This is a genomic window from Coprococcus comes ATCC 27758, from assembly GCF_025149785.1.
Lineage (GTDB): Bacteria > Bacillota > Clostridia > Lachnospirales > Lachnospiraceae > Allocoprococcus > Allocoprococcus comes.
Window position 1 is genome coordinate 3102260 of record NZ_CP102277.1, and the last position, 20061, is coordinate 3122320.

The window sequence follows — 20061 nt, forward strand, 5'->3', positions numbered from 1 at the left end:
CTTTTCTTTTATCTCTTCCTATCTTTTACACCCTCAATATATACAATTTTTTTTTGAAAATCAAGGGTTTTTTTTCAAATCAGCGTTTTGGGCATTGTGAACAATTTAACAGTCTGTTTTTTGTGCATAATCACAATGTCTATTTCAAAACAATACTGTCCTTACGGATCTCGATCTTACGCTCTTTATACAGATGTCCGACTGCACGCTTGAATGCATTCTTGCTCAGATCAAACTCCGCACGGATCACCTCCGCATCTGCTTTATCGTTAAACGGAAGGACTCCGCCCTTTTCTTCCAGACGCGCCAGTACCAGAAGCGCATCCTTATCCATCTGGATAAATGCTTTCTCACGGACACTTAAATTCAGCTTTCCATCCGGTTTTACTTCTGTCACTCTCGCATGGATCTTCATTCCTGGTCTTAGACTTTTCGGTGCTTCTCTCTTTGGCACAAGCGCAGAATATTTTCCGTCCACTGCAACGAAAGCCCCGAAATTATCACTCACTTCGTAAACGATTCCCTCTACCTGATCATCCTTCTGATAAGGAGAATCACTGGTCAGATACTCATATACCTTCATGGTCGCACAGAGTCTCTGGCTCTTATCAATATAAAGTCCTACCAGACATTCATCCCCCGGTTTCACCTTATAAGTCTGCTCCTTAAATGGCAGGAACAAATCCTTTTCCAGTCCCCAGTCCAGGAAGGCACCGAATTTGCCAACCTGCGCTACCTTCAGTATTGCACTTTCCCCCAGTGTAAGCTTCGGTTCATTTACCGTTGCGATCAGACGGTCAGAAGAATCCTTATACAAAAACACCTCAATCGGATCGCCCGGTTCGATTCCTGCCGGAACCTGCTTCTTCGGAAGAAGAACCTTTTCTCTGTCATCTCCCAGATATACTCCGAAATCAACTACCTTTACTACCGTAAGCATCTGTTTTTTTCCTAATTCCATCTCTTATTTCTCCTTGAATTCTACTACCGCATACGGATTTCCCTCCGCATCACAAAGTTCCACTATTTTTCTCTGTTCCTCTACCGCCATCTTTGGATAAATAATATCACCCATAACTGCGGATTTTTTATATTCTACCCGGATCTGTCCGGCACGCTCACATTCCGGCACCACATCAATTGCCATCTGGATATACTGGCAGTTATTGACATGCTCGTTTGTGTCGATCTGATGACGTCTTACCGGAAAACTTTCTCCATCTTCCAGTTCTTTTGGAAGCACGATCTTACGCGGCGCAAACTCTACATCCAGTGGTGCTTCCGGCCGATAAGCCTCGACCTCTTCTTTCGCCGGTCTGCATGGTCTTCCTTTTTTCATATTCATATATACCCAGACCGAATTGGCCCAGGCTGTCATCTCGCCTGCTTCATCCTCCATCTTAAAATTACGAAGTCCGAAAAGTCCGGTAAAATCCGTTGCCCAGGTGGACACCCGGATATGTTCCCCGAGTTTCGGATAACGGTTTACTACAATCTGCCATGCGGAAAGAATCCATGCCTGCCCGCTTTTTTTCAGTGATTCCACGCCATATCCGATATCCTCAGACTGAAAAGTACTACAGTCCTGAAAATAATTAACAAGCCCCGGTAATGTCAGAAGCTCCGTATGGTCTGCTTCACTGAATCGTACTCTGCTTTCAAATGTATACATCTCTTTTACCTCTGTTCTTCCACATAACTTCTGTCTAATGTGATAACACACTGATACTTTGGGTTATGATGCTGCAATCGGTCCATCAAAGTCAGTGTCAGTTCATTCCCTTTTTCCTCAGAATACTCTCTCGGAATGACAAAATCAAAAATGAGATTGATCTGTTTTTCTCCATTCACCATGCGGAAATCATGGATACTGCATCTCGGATCCAATGCTTCCACAGCTTTTTCTGTCTCATGTTTTGCCTGAAGTACTTCTTCATTACGAGTCTCCACCGGATCCATATGAATTGTCAGCGAGATCCCCAGTTGTTCCATTGCCTCTCTCTCAATCCGGTCAATGATCTCATGGGATACATCAATCGGGACATCATTCGGAACCTCTGCATGAATGATCGCCATACTTCTTCCCGGTCCGTAATTATGGATCACCAGATCATGACTGCCCTCGATTCCAGCGTATTTTTCCACAAAATGCTTGATCTTCTCATAATCTTCCCATGTCGCCGGAATTCCGATCAGCGGCTCAAGCGTATCCTTCGCAATCCCAAATCCGGCCCACATAACGACCAGTGAAACACCAAGTCCGACAAAGCCATCGATATTGATCCCTGTAATCCGCCAGAATACAACCGACAGGATCGTCGCTGCTGTCGTGATCACATCTCCAAGTGCATCTGCCGCCGTCGCCATCATCACCTGGGAAGAAATCTTTTCACCAAGTTTCCGGTTAAACATCGCAAGCCACAGCTTCACACCTATGGACAACACCAGGATCAGGATCGACACCAGACTGAATTTTAACTCTTCCGGCTCCCGGATCTTCACGATCGCATTTTTGAAAAAGGTAAATCCAACTTCAATCACCAGAAAGGATACGATCAGTGCCGCTATGTATTCCAGCCTGCCATGCCCAAAAGGATGCTCCTTGTCTGCCGGTTTTTCTGCCATCTTCACTCCGATCATTCCAATGATCGAAGAACCTGCATCCGATAAGTTGTTAAATGCATCTGCAGTAACAGACACACTGTGAAGAAGGATTCCTATCACCATCTTCGCAATCGTCAGCAGAACATTACAAAAGATGCCTACTCCGCTTGCCAGCACTCCATATGCTGTACGGACAGACACCTTTTCTACATCTTTATAATCTTTTACAAATAATTTTACAAGTATATCCGTCATTAAACTTTCCTTTGCCTTAGGCGAAACAAATTTTCCTGCCATCTTCGTTGAAGTATATTCTACACATTTACTCCGTCAATTGCAAGAAAAACCATTTGATTTTTACCGGTGTGCCTTTTACGATCATCGCATACTCTTCATCCGTCAGCACACTCCGCAGCTCTTCCTTCCCTTCTTTGGGAACAATTGCATGGACAGAATCCATAAAACAGAGATTCGGATAAAGAACACACCACCAGTTGTGCCCCTGTGCCTTTCCAATCTTGATCCGGAGTGCATCGTACCAGCCTGCAGGGAAGGTGATGTCTCCGTAAGTTTTGTCCGGAAATTCACACCGCACGACCTCAGCTGTTATCTGATCGTTACATCCTTCTTCCTGCAAGACTTCCCTGGCCGTCCGGATCAGTTCTTCTTTGTGGCAGATCGCCCATGCTTTCGCCTCCGCTGCATTCCCTGCATTCGAAAGATTCTCACACATATAATCTACAACAGCCTCTTTCACCTTCATCTTAAGCTCCTGGTCTTCTTTGCTGTCACTGTTGGCAAGCACATGAAAGCGGAACACCTCACCGGATAACTTTTCCTGCACTGCATTCGCCTTCGCTTCCACCTGCATTCCCCTTGCAAATGCCGCACCACACAGAATCATGATCAGTACCAGCACCACTGCTTTTATTTTTTTCATTTTCGTATGTACCTCCTGTCTTTGATACCAGGAGTATTGACAACATATGGAAAACTATACATTTTTATCTGTGATATTCTACCTGATCTCTCCGGATAACATCCGATACTGTAGAGGCCTGATTGTCAATATGACATCCCATGAGCTCACATGCCTCTTCAACCTCTCCACCCGAAATCAGTGCGATCAGCTTATCATGTTCTTCCAGGAGCTGTGGATAACATTCCTTCTGCTTCAGGTATTCTACGCGGAACCGGTACATCTGTTCCCGCAGGTTGTTCAGCAGCGTGATCAGTCTCTGGTTATTGGTTGCGGCAAAGATAATATCATGGAATTTTACATCTGCTTCAGCGATCTTCGTCACATCACCACTCTTTAAGACTTTACGGAAATCTTCAGCTGCCATCTTCATTTCTTCAACCTGCTCCGGCGTGATCCGTTCACACGCAAGCTGTACGGAAAGCTCTTCCAGTGCCTTTCTGACTTCCAGCACATCCTGCATATTCTTCTCTGTGATCTGTGCCACTTCTGCCCCTTTTCGCGGAATCATCAGAACCAGACCTTCCAGCTCCAGTTTACGGATTGCTTCACGGATCGGGGTGCGGCTTACTCCAAGCTTGTTGGCAAGCTGGATCTCCATCAGCCGTTCTCCCGGCTTCAGTTCTCCTCTTAAAATTGCCTTCCGGAGTGTATTGAACACAACATCTCTCAACGGCAGGTATTCATTCATATTTACTTCAAAATCCATATCCATTCTTATCTCCTCCTGACGTTATGCACATTTGCAAGATAAATCTGTTTTGCCAGATTCTGTGCTTTTACTTTTGTAAATGCTTCCTTCGCTGTCCTGCGATCCCTGAAAATCCCAAATACAGTCGGACCGCTTCCACTCATCATCGCCCCAAGAGCACCTGCTTCCATCATACATTCTTTGATCTGTGCAATGACCGGATATGCTTCAACCGTAACCTTTTCCAGCACATTACCCATGGATGCTGCCACTTGCTCAAGATCCTGGTTCTTCAATCCGTCCAGGATACCATCTATATCCGGATGCTCCTTGATTTCACAGGAATCCAGCTTTTCATAAACCATCTTTGTCGATACACTGATCGGCGGCTTGGCGATCAGAATCTGACATTTCGGCATCGGAGGAAGCGGCGTCAGTTTTTCCCCGATTCCTTCTGCGAGTACTGTTCCGCGCATAATGCAGTAAGGAACATCCGCCCCAAGCTTCACGCCTCTTTCCATCAACTCTTTTTGAGAAAGTCCCAACCGGAACATCTGGTTCATTCCGTAAAGCACTGCCGCAGCATTGGAACTTCCGCCTGCCATTCCCGCTGCAACCGGTATATGCTTGTCCAGATGGATTCTAATCCCATCTTTGATATCAAATTCATCGATCAGAAGCTTTGCCGCTTTCCATGCAATATTGTCCTCATCATTCGGCAGATAAAAAAGATTCGAATCGATCTCGATACCTGGGGCCGACTTCTTTTGCAGCGTCACATTATCGTACAGATATAGCGTCTGCATGACCATGCGCACATCGTGATAACCATTCTCCCGCCGCCCCAGCACATCAAGTCCAAGATTGATTTTCCCAAGTGCTTTTAACTCCAGTTTATCCATGCGTGTATCTCCTTATTGTATTTTTTCGACCTTTTTTTGTATCTTGTATACATCATTTCATTACTATAGTATACTCAAACTCTCCCGAAAAATCAATATTTTATCACCCGTTTTCAATTCTTTTGATAATAATTCATTATTAAGCAGAATGCTTTCTTCTGTGGTCGAATATTTCTTTGCCAGGCTCCACAGATCATCTCCGTCTTTTACGATATATCCCACAATTCCCGGCTGGTTCATCCGCTCTTCTTTTTCATAATCCACAAGTGCAGCCTCTGTCACCATCTGTATTTTTTCCGCTTTTCGCATGAAGCTTCTGAACGCCACGACCGCTTTGATCTCTACTTCATCATTTCCGGCAAGATCTACCGCAAGCTGCTCCACTGCATATGTGACGTCATATTTCATATCGCTGCTTCCTTCCCGGCATTCAAGCATTGCCGAGAACGGAACCATCCCCTTCCACACACCAAATGGTACTTCATCGTTTGCCTTTACATACAGAAAGCTGACATTTAGAATCCCCTCTGCCAGAATTCCTCCATCCTGCACTTCCATTTTTTCTATCTGCAGATCTGCGCTGCTGTGGCACACCTGAAGGATCTCATCTTTCAGCTCCGGCAGACTTAATCGTTCTGTGATCTTACTTTTTGAATGATTCTGCATCAGAAGCTCCTCAACAACAACTTCTTCTGTCTCCAAAACACATTTTTTATCAAGGGAATACGCATCCTCTAAAATCTCCAGCTTTTCTTCCCCATAGACAAAAAGACGAACCTGAAGTGCCGCTTCAATGCCAAGCGCACGCATCTCACCGTCCTCATCCATCCGCACTTCCACACTGATATCATCCAGCCGGTCATAGACATGATGATACATACCTTCTTCTGCGCCGGCACACTCGATCCGCCCCTCATAAGGAACCGTCTGCTCCACCCAGTCTGTCTTGCCCTCCTGGGATTCATAGAGAACAAAGATCTGTAATTCTCCATTTATCAGCATAGCATCCTGCACAAGTCTGGTATCCATTTTCCGGGAGCTTACCTCTGTCCACAAGAGCGTTCCGATATTCTCTTTGGTCCCCGGTATCTTAATCTCCTCTTTGATCCTGTAAATGTCTCTCTTCGCGGTAAACAGCTGCAGCAGCTCCACCGGACATTTTTTCAGATAGATTCCTTCTTCCCCATCCACATCAAGTGTCACCTGTTTTTCTGTGATCTGCTCTGTATGTACCGTTATTTCCGCAAGCGCTTTTACCGCAAGCTTTCTCGAATGGATCAGTGATACCCCGCATTCCACCCGCTGAACTTGCACAATGTCTTCGCCTTCTCCGTTCTCTTCCTCCATGTAGACCATTTCCTCAAACGGAATCATTCCCTCTAAAGCTCCGGGACGCGGATCTCCCGAATCTGTCACATACAAAACTTTAAAATTCAGTTTTCCCGTCACACGGAGATAATTTTCCACTCTTCTTGTCTCTTCAATCCGCAGACTTCCCTCACCAGAAAGCACTCTTCCCACGTCACTTTTCGCATCTGGTACATTATAATCCCCACCGATCATAAACTGATCCGTCACTGTTTTGCCCATCTGATTCATGCGTACCTGTTTTCTTATCAGTTCCATAGTCAGCCTCCTACTCAAATATCACCGGTTTTTCGCTTTTTGCCATTTCCAGGACAACATATGGGTATTGGGAAAATCCATCTTCCCGCATACAGATATTTCCCATCTCCTCCCCATCTTTTTCTGTCTCGTCACTTCCCGGTCCCAGAAGTGTTGTCTGTACACAGATCACATCTTTTTCTTCCGTACAGCCATCAACCCGGATCGCATATCCCTCCATTTCCTGTCTCCCATACCCCTGTCCGACATACAGCCGGTCTCCTTGCACATACATGATCTGAAATGGGGTTTCTTCCATCCCGGCAATGCGTTCGGTCATTTCCGCCGGAACTTTTTTCTCATCCACAATGGAATATTCCAGCATTTCTCCACCCGCTTCCTCTTTTTCCATGACCTGACAGCCGCCAAGGAAAATCAGCATCCAGATCACCCCTGTCACACGGCATTTTATTCTCATAATTATTCACAAACTTTTCCATTTTTTTGTCTCTTTATTATCATATTATCTTCCTTGTATTTTCATGCCTCGAATAGTATAATCGAAGAAAAGTATGTTACTTTATACAATGAAAGAGAGGATTTTGGGGTAATGATACGATTTATCTGTATCGCAGTCTTTTTAATTCTTTACCTGATCCTGTCCATTCCGGTTTTTCTGGTGGAATGGATCATTGGTAAATTCAATCGCAGAGCCAAAGATATCAGTTCTCTGCGCATCGTTCAGTGGGGCTTTAAAGTGATTCTTAAGATGACCGGTGTCACGACAACCGTGATTGGTGAAGAAAATGTTCCGGATGAACCGGTACTCTTTATCGGCAACCACCGCAGTTATTTTGATATTCTCCTTACTTACAGCCGGTGCAGGCGTCTGACCGGTTATGTTGCCAAAAAAGAAATGGAAAAGATTCCGCTTCTTTCCACATGGATGAAGAATCTGTACTGTCTCTTCCTTGACAGAGACAATATGAGAGAAGGTCTGAAGACGATCCTTCAGGCAATTGATTATGTAAAAAATGGCATTTCCATCTGCATTTTCCCGGAAGGAACCCGCAACAATGGCGAAGAGCTTTCTATGCTTCCATTCCGTGACGGTGCACTTAAAATTGCCGAAAAGACCGGGTGTGCGATCATTCCGATCAGCATGAACAATACTGCTGACATTTTTGAAGCACATTTCCCACGTGTAAAAAAAGTACATGTCGTCATCGAATACGGCAAACCAATCTATCCAAAAGAACTGGATAAAGAGACAAGAAAACATCTTGGAATCTATTGTCATGATCTTATTCAGGACACAATTAAGAAAAACGCCAGTCTGATCTAAACCTATAACAGAAAAGAGGTACGATTATGCATTCTAAAAATTTAACATTACTTACAGACTTATACGAACTGACTATGATGCAGGGTTATTACGATAAGCAGGACAATCCTACCGTAATTTTTGATGTATTTTACCGTTCCAACCCATTTTCTTCCGGTTATGCAATCGCAGCCGGACTTGAACAGGTTATTGAGTACGTGAAAAATCTGAACTTCAGCTATGATGATGTGGATTACCTTCGCAGTCTCCACATTTTTTCTGAAGATTTTCTTCAGTATCTGAGCGGCTATCACTTTACCGGAAGCATTTACGCAATTCCGGAAGGAAGCCTGATCTTCCCAAAGGAGCCGATCCTCAAAGTCGTTGCCCCGATCATGGAAGCTCAGCTTGTGGAAACCGCAATCCTGAACATTCTGAACCACCAGTGTCTGATCGCGACCAAGTCTTCCCGTATCGTATACGCTGCCGGTGATACCGGTGTTATGGAATTCGGGCTTCGCCGTGCCCAGGGACCGGATGCCGGATTATACGGTGCACGTGCTGCCGTGATCGCCGGCTGCGTGGGAACCTCCTGCGTACTTACCGGCAAGCTTTTTGACGTTCCGGTTATGGGAACCCATGCACACAGCTGGATCATGAGTTTCCCGGATGAATATACCGCATTTAAAGCCTATGCAGATCTTTATCCTGAAGGATGTACCCTTCTTGTCGATACTTACGACACCTTAAAATCCGGTGTGCCGAATGCGATCCGTGTCTTCCAGGAGATGAAAGATGCCGGCATCAGCCCGAGAAAGCTTGGTATCCGTCTTGACAGCGGCGATCTTGCCTACCTGTCCAAAAAAGCACGTAAAATGCTGGATGCGGCCGGCTTTGAAGAAGCAACGATCTGCGCATCCAACGACCTTGATGAATATCTGATCCACGACCTCAAAATGCAGGGCGCAGCGATCGATTCATGGGGTGTCGGAACCAATCTGATCACCTCCAAAGACTGTCCTTCATTCGGTGGTGTATATAAACTCGCTGCCATCCAGAATAAGAATGGTGAGTTCGAACCTAAAATCAAACTTTCTGAGAACACAGAAAAGATCACCAATCCGGGCAACAAGACGGTTTACCGTATTTACGAAAAAGAAACCGGCAAGATGAAAGCTGATTATATCTGCTTTGTAGACGAAGAAATCAATCCGGAGGAAGATCTTCTCCTCTTTGATCCAAGCGAGACATGGAAAAAGACAAAGATGAAAGCCGGAACCTATACCGTCCGCGAAATGATGCAGCCAATCTTCATCAACGGTGAATGTGTCTACACTTCCCCGTCTGTCAAAGAGATTGCCGCTTACTGCCGTCAGGAAAAAGATACCTTGTGGGATGAATCCAAACGACTCTTCAATCCTCACCAGATGTATATCGATCTGTCTCCAAGACTTTATGAAGTAAAGAAACAGCTTCTTGACCGCATGAGTGCTGATGACTAGGTCACAATTTGAAAAGAGGTATTACCGATGAAAAATATGACATTAAAAAATATAACCGCTGCCTGCCATGGAACCTTCCATGGTGACAGCAGTTTTCTTGAAAAAGAGATTACCGGCGTTGCAATCGACAGCCGGAAAGCAGCACCGGGATTTCTTTTTGTCCCACTCAAAGGAGCCCGTGTAGACGGCCACACCTTTATCCCACAGGTTATGGAACAGGGTGCACTTGCTACTCTTACAGAAGAAGATCCTTCTTCCCTTACCTGTCCCTGCATTCATGTAGAATCCTGCGAAAAAGCACTTCGTGATATCGCAGCGTTTTACCGCATGCAGCTTGACATCAAGGTTGTCGGCATCACCGGAAGTGTTGGCAAGACCAGCACCAAAGAAACGATTGCCTCTGTCCTTTCCCGGAAATACAATGTTCTTAAGACAGAGGGAAACTTTAACAATGGAATCGGACTTCCGCTTACCATCTTCAATCTTACCGAAGAACATGAAGTCGCTGTCCTGGAGATGGGAATTGACCATTTCGGAGAGATGCATGAACTTGCATCCATCAGCCAGCCGGATATCTGTGTAATCACCAACATCGGTCTTGCACACATGGAAAATCTCGGAAGCCGCGACGGAATCTTAAAAGCCAAAACCGAAGTTTTTGATCATCTACGTCCAAATGCTTCTGTCATCTTAAACGGAGATGACGACAAACTTTCCACAGTCGCAGAGGTACAAGGGAAAAAGCCTGTTTTCTTCGGTCTTTCAGACCAGCTGGATGCCTATGCAGACGGAATCGTAAGTCAGGGACTTCGCGGAACTGACGCTGTACTCCACCTTCCACTTGGTGAAATCAACGTACATATCCCGGTGCCGGGAAACCACATGGTCTACAATGCTCTCGCCGGAGCATGTGTCGGCATGAAGCTTGGACTTACTCTGGAGGAAATCCAGACCGGGATCTCTTCCCTGAAGACGATTGCCGGACGTACCAATCTGATCGACACAGGATCTCTTTTGATCATCGATGATTGCTACAACGCTAATCCGGTTTCCATGAAATCTTCTCTGGATGTACTTTCTACCGCAACAGGAAGAACCGTAGCTGTAATGGGCGATATGTATGAGCTTGGTGATAAGGAGAATGAACTTCACTACAATACCGGCGCACATGCTGCCGAGATCGGCATTGATGTGATCTGCTGTATCGGAGAACTTTCCCACCACGCATATGAAGGTGCAAAAGCCTGTGCAAAGAGCAGTGCCGTACTTTACTTTAAAACCAAACAGGACTTCCTGGGAAAAATCCGGAATGTTGTCAAAAAAGATGATACCATTCTGGTCAAAGCTTCCCACGGTATGGAATTTCCTGAGATCATTGATGTACTCAGACAGATGAAGTTTTAAGAGAGGTAAGACATGAAATATCAGATACTTGTTCTTGACCTGGACGGAACACTTACCAACTCCAGGAAAGAAATCACTCCACCAACGTTAAAGGCTCTGATCGAGATCCAGGAAGCCGGAAAAAAAGTTGTTCTTGCAAGCGGTCGCCCTACATACGGCGTGGTTCCCCTTGCCAGGCAGCTCCATCTGGAACGTTACGGAAGCTATATCCTATCCTTCAACGGAGCACGGATCACTGACTGCCGCACCGGCCAGTTCATTTACAACAAAACACTTCCGCAGGACGTGATCCCGGATATCTACCGGATCGCTTCCAACTACCTGGTTGATATTCTGGCTTATGAGGATGGACAGCTTCTGTCCGGATTTACCCCGACAAAATATTCCGAATTAGAATCCCGGATCAACCATTTACCAATTGTACAAATTGATAATTTCTGTGAGAAAGTATCCACATTTCCAAACAATAAATTTCTCCTGACCGGAGAACCGGATAGCATCGCTGCTGCTAAAGAGGAAATGTCCACTCATTTCCATGGTTATATTGATGTTTACTGTTCGGATCCATTTTTCCTCGAAATTGTTCCAAAGAATGTAGACAAAGCCGCCTCTCTTCTGAAGCTTCTTACCAGCATCGGTCTGACTGCTGATGAAATGATCTGCTGCGGTGACGGATACAACGACCTGACTATGATCGAAACCGCAGGTCTTGGAGTGGCAATGGAAAATGCACAGCCACTGGTCCGTGAAAAAGCAGATTTTATCACAAAGTCAAATGATGATGACGGAGTTCTCTATGTGATCGATCAGTTTATGCGCGATTGACCGTCGTAGAAATATCATTTCTCAAAATATAAAAATCCCGGAGAACTGGTTTTACTTCCAGTCTCCGGGATTTTTGTTTTCAGTATTTTTCTGTACTTAGATTTCTGCAGTTTCCGCGTCGTCAGTCTCTTCCAGTACTTCCGCATACTTGTCCAGAATGATCTTCTGGATTCTGTCTCTTGTACCGGAATTGATTGGATGCGCAATATCACGATATTCCCCATCCAGTGCTCTCTTACTCGGCATTGCAATGAAAAGTCCTTTTTCCCCTTCAATGACTTTAATATCGTGAACAACAAATTCTTCGTCCATTGTAATTGATACTACTGCCTTTAATTTTCCTTCTTTTGCTACTTTGCGCACGCGTACATCTGTAATCTGCATAACTTTCTAGCCCCTTTCTCCAGTAACGCACATACCGGTCCGCTCCTTTTCCTTTATTTGACCGGCATGCCTTCTGATCCGGACTCTTACAAGTCCCCCTCAGTTTTTATAATGCGTACCTTTCGTTCTTTTCTATTACTACTTTCACGCCATCTTCACCAACATGCCGTGTATTGGCACGGATCGTATCCCTGCTCTCTACAATACAGTTCTCAATGTAAGTATTGTCCCCAAGATACACATCATTTAAAATAATTGAGTTTTTGATCACACAATTATTTCCAACAAACACTTTTTTAAACAGAACCGAATTCTCAACGGTTCCGTTGATAATGCTTCCGCTTGCCACAAGGCTGTTCTTAACGACCGCACCCGGATTATATTTTGCCGGAGGCAGATCTGTCACCTTGGAATAAATACTTGGAAGCTGCTTAAAGAAATAGTTCCGGACTTCCGGTTTGAGGAAATCCATGTTTGTCTTATAATAGGCATCGACCGTGGAAATATTGCTCCAGTAGTCTTTTATCTTATAACCGTATATCTTTTTCAGATTCTTGTATCTGATCAGGATATCCGTTACAAAATCATATCTGTCTTCCTCAGCTGAATGCTCGATCAGATCGATCAGCTGACGTCTGCGGATGATATAGATTCCTGTGGAAATCGTGTTGGAATTTGCCACCATCGGTTTTTCCTCAAATTCTTCGATCCGCATATTTTCATTCATCTTCAGAATGCCAAAACGGGTTGCATCCTCGCCCTGATCCAGATCCCGGCATACCACAGTGATATCTGCTTTCTTGGCAATGTGGTATTCCAGTACTTTGTTATAATCCATCTTGTAAACCGCATCACCGGATGTGATGATCACATAAGGTTCATGGCACCTCTTCAGGAAATCCAGGTTCTGATAGATCGCATCTGCCGTTCCACGATACCAGTAGCCATTGTCTGCGGTGATCGTCGGTGTAAATACATAAAGACCACCCTGCTTACGTCCGAAATCCCACCACTTGGAAGAATTCAGATGTTCATTCAGTGAACGTGCATTATACTGAGTAAGTACTGCTACCTTCTGGATGTGCGAATTGGACATATTGCTGAGTGCAAAATCAATTGCCCGGTAGCTTCCTGCGATCGGCATCGCTGCCACTGCACGCCTCTGTGTAAGCTCCCGCATCTTGTTGTTGTTACCGCCTGCTAAAATGATTCCAACTGCTCTCATGATCTGTCACCCGCCTTTATCAATACTCCGCCGCTTTCAAGAGCACCCTGTACATAATCCTCCTTCACGGTAATACCGCTGATCGCAGTATTCTTTCCAATCTGTACTCCTGCCGGAATCACAGAATTCTCACCGATCGTAACCAGTCCGGAATTGTAGATATCAGACCTGAGCTTGTTCGGTGCTTCATTGCCGATTCCAAGGGTTACATCATCTCCAACCTTAACATTCTCCGCAATGATCGCTTTGTCGATCACACAGTCATTTCCTATCGCAACATCCTGCATGATGATCGAATCCCGGATCACACAGCCTTGTCCAACAACAACACCTGCGCCGATCACACAGTTATGTATCTCGCCGTATATCTCAGCTCCGTCGCCAATGATGCTTCTGTCGATCACAGCTTCTTTTGAGATATACTGTGGCGGTATAATTGAATTATTCGTATAAATTTTCCAGAATTCCTCATAAAGATTAAATTCAGGAATAATGTCGATCAGTTCCATATTAGCTTCCCAGTAAGAACTCAATGTACCGACATCCTTCCAGTAACCATTATATTCATATGCAAACAGTCTCTGCTTCTTTTCATGACAGTACGGAATGATATGCTTTCCGAAATCACATCCCGGCTGATCTTTCATCTTGATCAGTGCCTCTTTGAGCACCGGCCAGCTGAAAATATAAATTCCCATGGACGCAAGATTGCTCCGCGGATTCGCCGGCTTCTCCTCAAACTCGGTGATTCTCTTGTCTTCATCGGTAATTACGATTCCGAAACGACTTGCTTCTTCGATCGGAACCGGCATTGCCGCGATCGTCACATCTGCATGATTCTCCTTGTGAAAATCCAACATGACCTCGTAATCCATCTTGTAAATATGATCTCCTGATAAGATCAGTACATAATCCGGATTAAATGTCTCCATATACTCCAGATTCTGATAAATTGCATTCGCCGTTCCTGTATACCATTCGCTGCTTGTACTCTTCTCATACGGCGGAAGAATTGACACCCCTCCGATATTCCGGTCCAGATCCCACGGAATACCAATTCCAATATGTGTATTAAGCCTGAGTGGTTGATACTGGGTCAGGACACCGACTGTATCGATTCCTGAGTTGATACAGTTACTCAGCGGAAAATCAATGATCCTGTATTTGCCGCCAAATGCAACAGCCGGTTTAGCAACTTTTGCAGTCAGGACGCCAAGTCTGCTGCCCTGTCCTCCTGCCAATAGCATTGCTATCATTTCCTTTTTTATCATGTCTTCACCCCTTCTCAGTAATTCTGGTTTTTTCATTATAACATATTACATACATATAGTGAACATATTTTACAAAAATATTTCTGTTTACCTATCTTTTTTATAGAAATATCACAAAAAGAAAAGGTTTGGTTTTTGACCTATCTATGATATAATTATGTGAGTGTCGAAAGTATATTTTACTTACTTGTGCAAGCACAAACGCAATTTATACTTTTGCCACTTACATCATATAATGTCGGGGTCAAAAGGTATTTTGACCCCTTTGATACCAGATTGCTACGTGCCTTGCACTCTTGCAATCCTCAAAAACATTCGTAATCCGCTCATTTTTCTTTGAAAAATGGCTACTTACTCATGTTTTTGGCGGGTCAAAAGGTCAAAAATCCTCTTGCAAGCAAGCTTGCATCGGCTTTCTGACCTTTTGACCCTGGTATCATCATATAATTATGCACGTAAGTCAAATACTATGAAACAAATTCACAGAACAGGAAGTGTCATTATGTATAAAATTGATTTTAATCAGCCTTGCCATATCCACTTCATCGGAATTGGCGGCATCAGTATGAGCGGACTCGCTGAGATCCTTCTTGAAGAAGGCTTCACAGTATCCGGATCCGATAACAAAGAATCGGCACTTACGGATCATCTGTCTCAGAATGGTGCAACCGTATTTTACGGTCAGAAAGCTTCCAATATTATAGACGGTATCGACCTTGTAGTTTATACCGCAGCGATCCACGAAGACAACGAAGAATTTGCAGAAGCAAAGCGTCGGAATCTTCCGATGTTGTCCAGAGCAGAATTACTCGGTCAGCTTATGACTAACTATAAGACACCGGTTGCTATATCCGGTACACACGGTAAGACAACCACAACGTCTATGCTTTCTCATATTGCTCTTGCAGCAAACCTGGATCCGACAATCTCTGTCGGCGGTATCCTGAAAGCGATCGAAGGCAATATCCGTGTCGGCGGACCTGACCTTTTTATTACGGAAGCATGCGAATATACCAACAGTTTCCTGCACTTTTCCCCGAAAATCGGTATTATTCTGAATGTGGATGCGGATCACCTGGACTTTTTTAAAGACCTGGACGATATCCGTAATTCTTTCCACCTTTTTGCTAAGCTTCTTCCGGAAAACGGAACTCTCGTCATCAACGGAGATATTGATAAAATTGAAGAGATCACCTCCGATCTTTCCTGTCGTGTTATCACTTTTGGCAAAGAAGCTTCCCTGGATTACAGTGCAGCCAATATTACTTATAACGAACAGGGCAATGCCTCTTTCGATGTCGTAAAAGACGGACAGAATGTTGCCCATCTCGCTCTTGCAGTCGGCGGTGAGCACAACGTATATAACGCACTTGCGGCAATCGCAGTTGCCGATATTCTTGGTGTTCCTGCGGAGACGATCCAGACAGGTCTTGCTTCCTTCCACGGAACAGACCGTCGTTTTGAATACAAAGGTGAAGTCGGCGGAGTGACCATCATTGATGATTACGCACACCATCCGACAGAGATTGCTGCAACGCTGAAAAGTGCTGCACATTATCCACATAAAAAGCTGTGGTGTATTTTCCAGCCACATACTTATACACGTACAAAAGCATTATTCTCAGAATTTGCTGAAGCACTCGCACATGCAGACCATGTAATCCTTGCTGACATCTATGCAGCGCGTGAGACAGATACTTTAGGCATCTCTTCTACACAGCTTGCAGATGCAGTCAAAGAACATGGATGTGACGCAACTTATCTTCCAAGCTTTGCAGCCATCGAAGAATTCGTCACCACCCATTGCCAGCCTGGCGATCTTCTGATCACAATGGGTGCCGGAGATGTTGTAACCATTGGGGAAGACCTGTTAAAAGCTTGATTTTCTCCAATATTTGCGAAATTTTATCTGTAATAACAAAAATTTCCGTCAGAAAATTCTTTTTTACAATCTGGGATGATGTTATAATGAACAAAGTCAGAAAAGAAAGGAAGCGGAAATTATGAGTGCACTTATTTTGCGCAATCATTCCCACAATAACATAACGATCGTGGAGAATGACTTTATCGATCATTATATGGTATCTGCGAACGGAGAATATGTAAAAGTCTATCTTCTTCTTCTCCGTTATCAGAATATCCCGGAGCAGCTTCCGGATATCCCGCAGATGGCAGACCTTCTGGAGAATACCGAAGGCGATATCCTGCGCGCACTCAAATACTGGGAAAAAGAAGGAATTCTTTCTCTCGAATATGACGAAACAAATGAACTCGCCGGAATCTGTATCGGAAAAGCACCAACTCATCAGACACCTGTCAAAGCAGCTTTCCATACACCTTCCGCACAGTCTGCTTCCGTTCATGAAAAATCTCCGGTCGCGCAGTCTGATGGAAATACCACTGTTTCAGACAAAGCTGCCGGTCAGAATCTTCCTGCATCAAGACGTTCCCTTGCTGCAAGAAGAGAATTAAAGCAGATTCTTTTTATTGCTGAACAATATCTTGGCAAAACCTTATCCCGTACCGATGTTGATGCGATTACCTACTTTTATGATTCCCTTGGTTTTTCCGCAGACCTGATCGAGTATCTGATCGAATACTGTGTGGAGAACGGACATAAGAGCATGCATTACATTCAAAAAGTAGCACTTTCATGGGCAGATGAACATATTACAACCGTCGATCAGGCACGTAATTCCTCTGCATTTTACAACAAAACCTGCTATTCTATCCTGAATGCATTTGGCATCAAAGGGCGGGGACCTGCATCTGCCGAACTGGATTATATCCGCAAATGGCTGGAGGATGGGAATTTCGAACTGGATCTCATTCTGGAAGCATGCAACCGCACCATCAGTGCGATTCACCAGCCAAGTTTTGAATATACTGACAAGATTCTCGAAAACTGGAAGACGGGCAACGTTCGTACACTGGCAGATGTTGAGCGTCTTGATTCTGCCTTTGAGCAGGAAAAAGACCGGAGGAAAACTCCTTCGGGGCAAAACCGTACACCTTCTGCCCAGCAGCCTTCCAAATTCCGTAATTTTGAAGAACGTTCTTACAATATGGACGAGCTTACCAAAGAATTATTACGCAGTAACTAAGAAAGGGGAACACTGTGCCGTTAACTAATTCACAATACAATGCGCTGATGCGCGTATATGAAGAAAAAAGAGCGAAGAGCCGCGACCTCGCGAATCTTCACTACGAGCGTGCCTGCCAGAAGGTTCCGGAGCTTGCATCGATTGATGCCTCTATTTCTTCTGCCAGTCTTGATCAGGCGAAAAAGCTGCTCGCAGGCGATGACACTGCCCTCGCTTCTTTGAAGGAAGATATCCGGTCTCTTTCTGACAGACGCCGCCGACTCCTTTCCGACGCCGGATTCCCGGAAGACTATCTGGAACAGCATTTTGAATGTCCGGACTGTCAGGATACCGGCTATGTCGGCACGAAAAAGTGCCATTGCTTTTTAAAAGCGATCATTGATCTGTTCTACACCCAGTCCAACTTAAAAGGGCTTCTCGAACAGGAAAATTTTGAACATTTTAATTTTGATTATTATTCATCCAATTATAGAGACCGGCTTTCCGGTCAGAATTCCCGCGAGCTTGCAACGCGGGCTTATCAGGAATGTATGAATTTCATCCACAATTTTGATACCGAACATGGTAATCTGCTCCTTTTTGGGAATACTGGTATTGGGAAGACATTTCTCAGTCACTGCATTGCAAAAGAAGTGATGGATTCTCTGCATTCTGTTCTTTACCTGACTGCCTCTGAATTTTTCGATGCGCTCCTTGAAAAAGCACTGACCCGGAATGATGAGAGCTGTCTTTTATATGAGCAGATCCACCAGTGTGATCTGCTGATCATTGATGACCTGGGAACCGAACGAAATACAGACTTTGTCGTTTCTCAGCTTTTTGTGTGTTTAAATGATCGGATCCTGAACAGGAAATCCACGATCATTTCTACTAATCTTACTCTGGAGGAAATCAAGACGAACTATACAGAACGTACATTTTCCCGGATAAGCAACCATTATAAGATACTTCGCCTTGCCGGTGATGATATCCGCATTCAAAAGAAACTTATGTACAGGGAGGAACACTGATGTTACATCGAAGTGAACGAATTCTGGATAATATTCCAGTTGGCTCTCTCGGCATTATTGCTGTAGACGGCTGTGAAGAGATGGGAAATAAAGTCAATGACTATCTCGTAAAATGGAGAAAGGAAGAGACTCGTTTCCAGAAAGACAATCTTGTTTTCAACGGCTACGAAAAGCCGAACTATCTGATCAACGCAAAAGTACCGCGTTTTGGATCTGGTGAAGCCAAAGGTATTATCAATGAGTCTGTACGTGGAAAAGACCTTTATCTGATGGTCGATGTCTGCAACTACAGCCTGACTTATTCGCTCAGCGGCAATACCAACCATATGTCACCGGACGACCATTTCCAGAACCTGAAGCGTGTCATCGCCGCTGTAGGAGGAAAAGCACGTCGTCTGAACGTCATTATGCCTTTCCTGTATGAAAGCCGCCAGCACAAGAGAAGCGGCCGTGAATCACTGGACTGTGCACTTGGTCTGCAGGAGCTTGTCCGCATGGGTGTTGACAATATCATCACTTTCGATGCACACGACCCACGTGTCCAGAATGCGATCCCGCTGAACGGATTTGAGACGATCCGTCCGACTTACCAGTTCGTAAAAGGACTGTTAAAGCATGTGCCGGATCTTCAGATCGATGCCGATCATATGATGGCAATCAGCCCGGATGAAGGTGCAACCGGACGTGCAATCTACTTTGCCAACGTACTCGGACTCGACATGGGTATGTTCTACAAACGCCGTGACTACACAACCATCGTAGACGGACGTAACCCGATTGTAGCACACGAATTCCTTGGCTCTTCCGTAGAAGGAAAAGACGTAATCATCCTCGATGATATGATTTCGTCAGGTGACAGTATCCTCGATGTAGCACGCCAGCTCAAGATGCGTAAAGCAAAACGTATCTACGCTGCTGCAACCTTCGGACTTTTCACAAACGGTATGGAAAAATTCGACCAGGCTTACGAAGAAGGACTGATCAGCGGAATCCTCACAACAAACCTGATCTATCAGACACCGGAACTGCTCAGCCGTCCTTACTACATCAACTGCGACATGAGCAAGTACATCGCACTGGTGATCGATACACTGAACCATGATGCTTCTATCAGCAGCATCCTTGATCCAAGCGAACGTATCCAGAATGTAGTTGAGAAATATAAAAAAGGGGAAGCGATCGATTAATTTATACGAGCGAAATTTTTCCGCTATATGACAAAAAATACTGC

19 protein-coding genes are annotated in these 20061 nt (G+C 44.7%); 8 read left to right on the plus strand and 11 right to left on the minus strand.

Annotated features, from left to right (window positions below; genetic code table 11):
* Positions 1 to 139: 139 nt before the first annotated feature.
* The 8 genes from NQ556_RS15195 to NQ556_RS15230 all read right to left on the minus strand — a co-directional run bounded on the left by NQ556_RS15195 (position 140) and on the right by NQ556_RS15230 (position 7259).
* On the minus strand, positions 140 to 961 hold the full coding sequence (locus NQ556_RS15195) for a CvfB family protein (RefSeq protein WP_008368973.1): 822 nt from the start codon (positions 959 to 961) through the stop codon (positions 140 to 142).
* Between the two features lie 3 nt (positions 962 to 964).
* On the minus strand, positions 965 to 1672 hold the full coding sequence (locus tag NQ556_RS15200) for an acyl-[acyl-carrier-protein] thioesterase (protein ID WP_008368975.1): 708 nt from the start codon (positions 1670 to 1672) through the stop codon (positions 965 to 967).
* Positions 1673 to 1677: 5 nt separating this feature from the next.
* Positions 1678 to 2859: a cation diffusion facilitator family transporter gene (locus NQ556_RS15205; protein WP_022221113.1), complete on the minus strand. Its 1182-nt coding sequence runs from the start codon at positions 2857 to 2859 to the stop codon at positions 1678 to 1680.
* A gap of 67 nt (positions 2860 to 2926) precedes the next feature.
* A complete protein-coding gene (spoIIR, locus tag NQ556_RS15210; RefSeq protein ID WP_022221114.1) occupies positions 2927 to 3544 on the minus strand; it encodes a stage II sporulation protein R in 618 nt (205 codons plus the stop codon).
* 64 nt (positions 3545 to 3608) lie between these two features.
* Positions 3609 to 4298 (minus strand): GntR family transcriptional regulator, encoded by a 690-nt coding sequence (locus tag NQ556_RS15215; RefSeq protein WP_008368980.1) that lies wholly within the window; start codon positions 4296 to 4298, stop codon positions 3609 to 3611.
* A gap of 2 nt (positions 4299 to 4300) precedes the next feature.
* Positions 4301 to 5176, minus strand: a complete 876-nt coding sequence (gene ispE, locus NQ556_RS15220) for a 4-(cytidine 5'-diphospho)-2-C-methyl-D-erythritol kinase (RefSeq protein WP_008368982.1) — start codon at positions 5174 to 5176, stop codon at positions 4301 to 4303.
* A gap of 63 nt (positions 5177 to 5239) precedes the next feature.
* Complete coding sequence (locus tag NQ556_RS15225; RefSeq protein WP_008368984.1) at positions 5240 to 6802, minus strand: DUF3794 and LysM peptidoglycan-binding domain-containing protein; 1563 nt, start codon at positions 6800 to 6802, stop codon at positions 5240 to 5242.
* Between the two features lie 10 nt (positions 6803 to 6812).
* Entirely contained in the window at positions 6813 to 7259 is a 447-nt protein-coding gene (locus tag NQ556_RS15230; protein WP_008368986.1) for a protease complex subunit PrcB family protein, read from the minus strand.
* A gap of 132 nt (positions 7260 to 7391) precedes the next feature.
* Between NQ556_RS15230 and NQ556_RS15235 the strand changes: the two genes are divergently transcribed.
* Genes NQ556_RS15235 through NQ556_RS15250 form a run of 4 tightly spaced genes read left to right on the plus strand, consistent with a single transcriptional unit; the run spans position 7392 to position 11836 of the window.
* Positions 7392 to 8126, plus strand: a complete 735-nt coding sequence (locus tag NQ556_RS15235; protein WP_022221115.1) for a lysophospholipid acyltransferase family protein — start codon at positions 7392 to 7394, stop codon at positions 8124 to 8126.
* Between the two features lie 26 nt (positions 8127 to 8152).
* Entirely contained in the window at positions 8153 to 9607 is a 1455-nt protein-coding gene (locus NQ556_RS15240; RefSeq protein ID WP_008368990.1) for a nicotinate phosphoribosyltransferase, read from the plus strand.
* Between the two features lie 27 nt (positions 9608 to 9634).
* Positions 9635 to 11011 (plus strand): UDP-N-acetylmuramoyl-tripeptide--D-alanyl-D-alanine ligase, encoded by a 1377-nt coding sequence (locus NQ556_RS15245; protein WP_022221116.1) that lies wholly within the window; start codon positions 9635 to 9637, stop codon positions 11009 to 11011.
* Between the two features lie 12 nt (positions 11012 to 11023).
* Complete coding sequence (locus NQ556_RS15250; protein WP_008368995.1) at positions 11024 to 11836, plus strand: Cof-type HAD-IIB family hydrolase; 813 nt, start codon at positions 11024 to 11026, stop codon at positions 11834 to 11836.
* 96 nt (positions 11837 to 11932) lie between these two features.
* Here NQ556_RS15250 and spoVG read toward each other — a convergent pair whose 3' ends face one another.
* The 3 genes from spoVG to NQ556_RS15265 form a co-directional block, all read right to left on the minus strand.
* Positions 11933 to 12220 (minus strand): septation regulator SpoVG, encoded by a 288-nt coding sequence (gene spoVG / locus NQ556_RS15255; RefSeq protein ID WP_008368997.1) that lies wholly within the window; start codon positions 12218 to 12220, stop codon positions 11933 to 11935.
* Positions 12221 to 12326: 106 nt separating this feature from the next.
* Complete coding sequence (glgD, locus tag NQ556_RS15260; protein ID WP_022221117.1) at positions 12327 to 13445, minus strand: glucose-1-phosphate adenylyltransferase subunit GlgD; 1119 nt, start codon at positions 13443 to 13445, stop codon at positions 12327 to 12329.
* Positions 13442 to 14716 carry a glucose-1-phosphate adenylyltransferase gene (locus NQ556_RS15265; RefSeq protein WP_022221118.1) on the minus strand — a complete coding sequence of 425 codons (1275 nt, stop codon included), beginning with the start codon at positions 14714 to 14716 and terminating at the stop codon, positions 13442 to 13444. Before NQ556_RS15265 ends, glgD begins: the two co-directional genes overlap by 4 nt.
* 502 nt (positions 14717 to 15218) lie before the next feature.
* Here NQ556_RS15265 and murC point away from each other — a divergent pair.
* From murC to NQ556_RS15285, 4 genes are all read left to right on the plus strand, one after another.
* Positions 15219 to 16598 carry a UDP-N-acetylmuramate--L-alanine ligase gene (gene murC, locus NQ556_RS15270; protein ID WP_022221119.1) on the plus strand — a complete coding sequence of 460 codons (1380 nt, stop codon included), beginning with the start codon at positions 15219 to 15221 and terminating at the stop codon, positions 16596 to 16598.
* Positions 16599 to 16719: 121 nt separating this feature from the next.
* Positions 16720 to 17820 carry a DnaD domain protein gene (locus NQ556_RS15275; protein ID WP_008369008.1) on the plus strand — a complete coding sequence of 367 codons (1101 nt, stop codon included), beginning with the start codon at positions 16720 to 16722 and terminating at the stop codon, positions 17818 to 17820.
* 14 nt (positions 17821 to 17834) lie between these two features.
* Positions 17835 to 18830: an ATP-binding protein gene (locus NQ556_RS15280; protein WP_022221120.1), complete on the plus strand. Its 996-nt coding sequence runs from the start codon at positions 17835 to 17837 to the stop codon at positions 18828 to 18830.
* The gene (locus tag NQ556_RS15285; protein WP_008369012.1) at positions 18830 to 20017 is read left to right on the plus strand and encodes a ribose-phosphate pyrophosphokinase; all 1188 of its coding nucleotides are present in this window, start codon (positions 18830 to 18832) and stop codon (positions 20015 to 20017) included. The genes NQ556_RS15280 and NQ556_RS15285 overlap by 1 nt, the downstream gene beginning before the upstream one ends.
* The last annotated feature ends 44 nt before the right edge of the window (positions 20018 to 20061 follow it).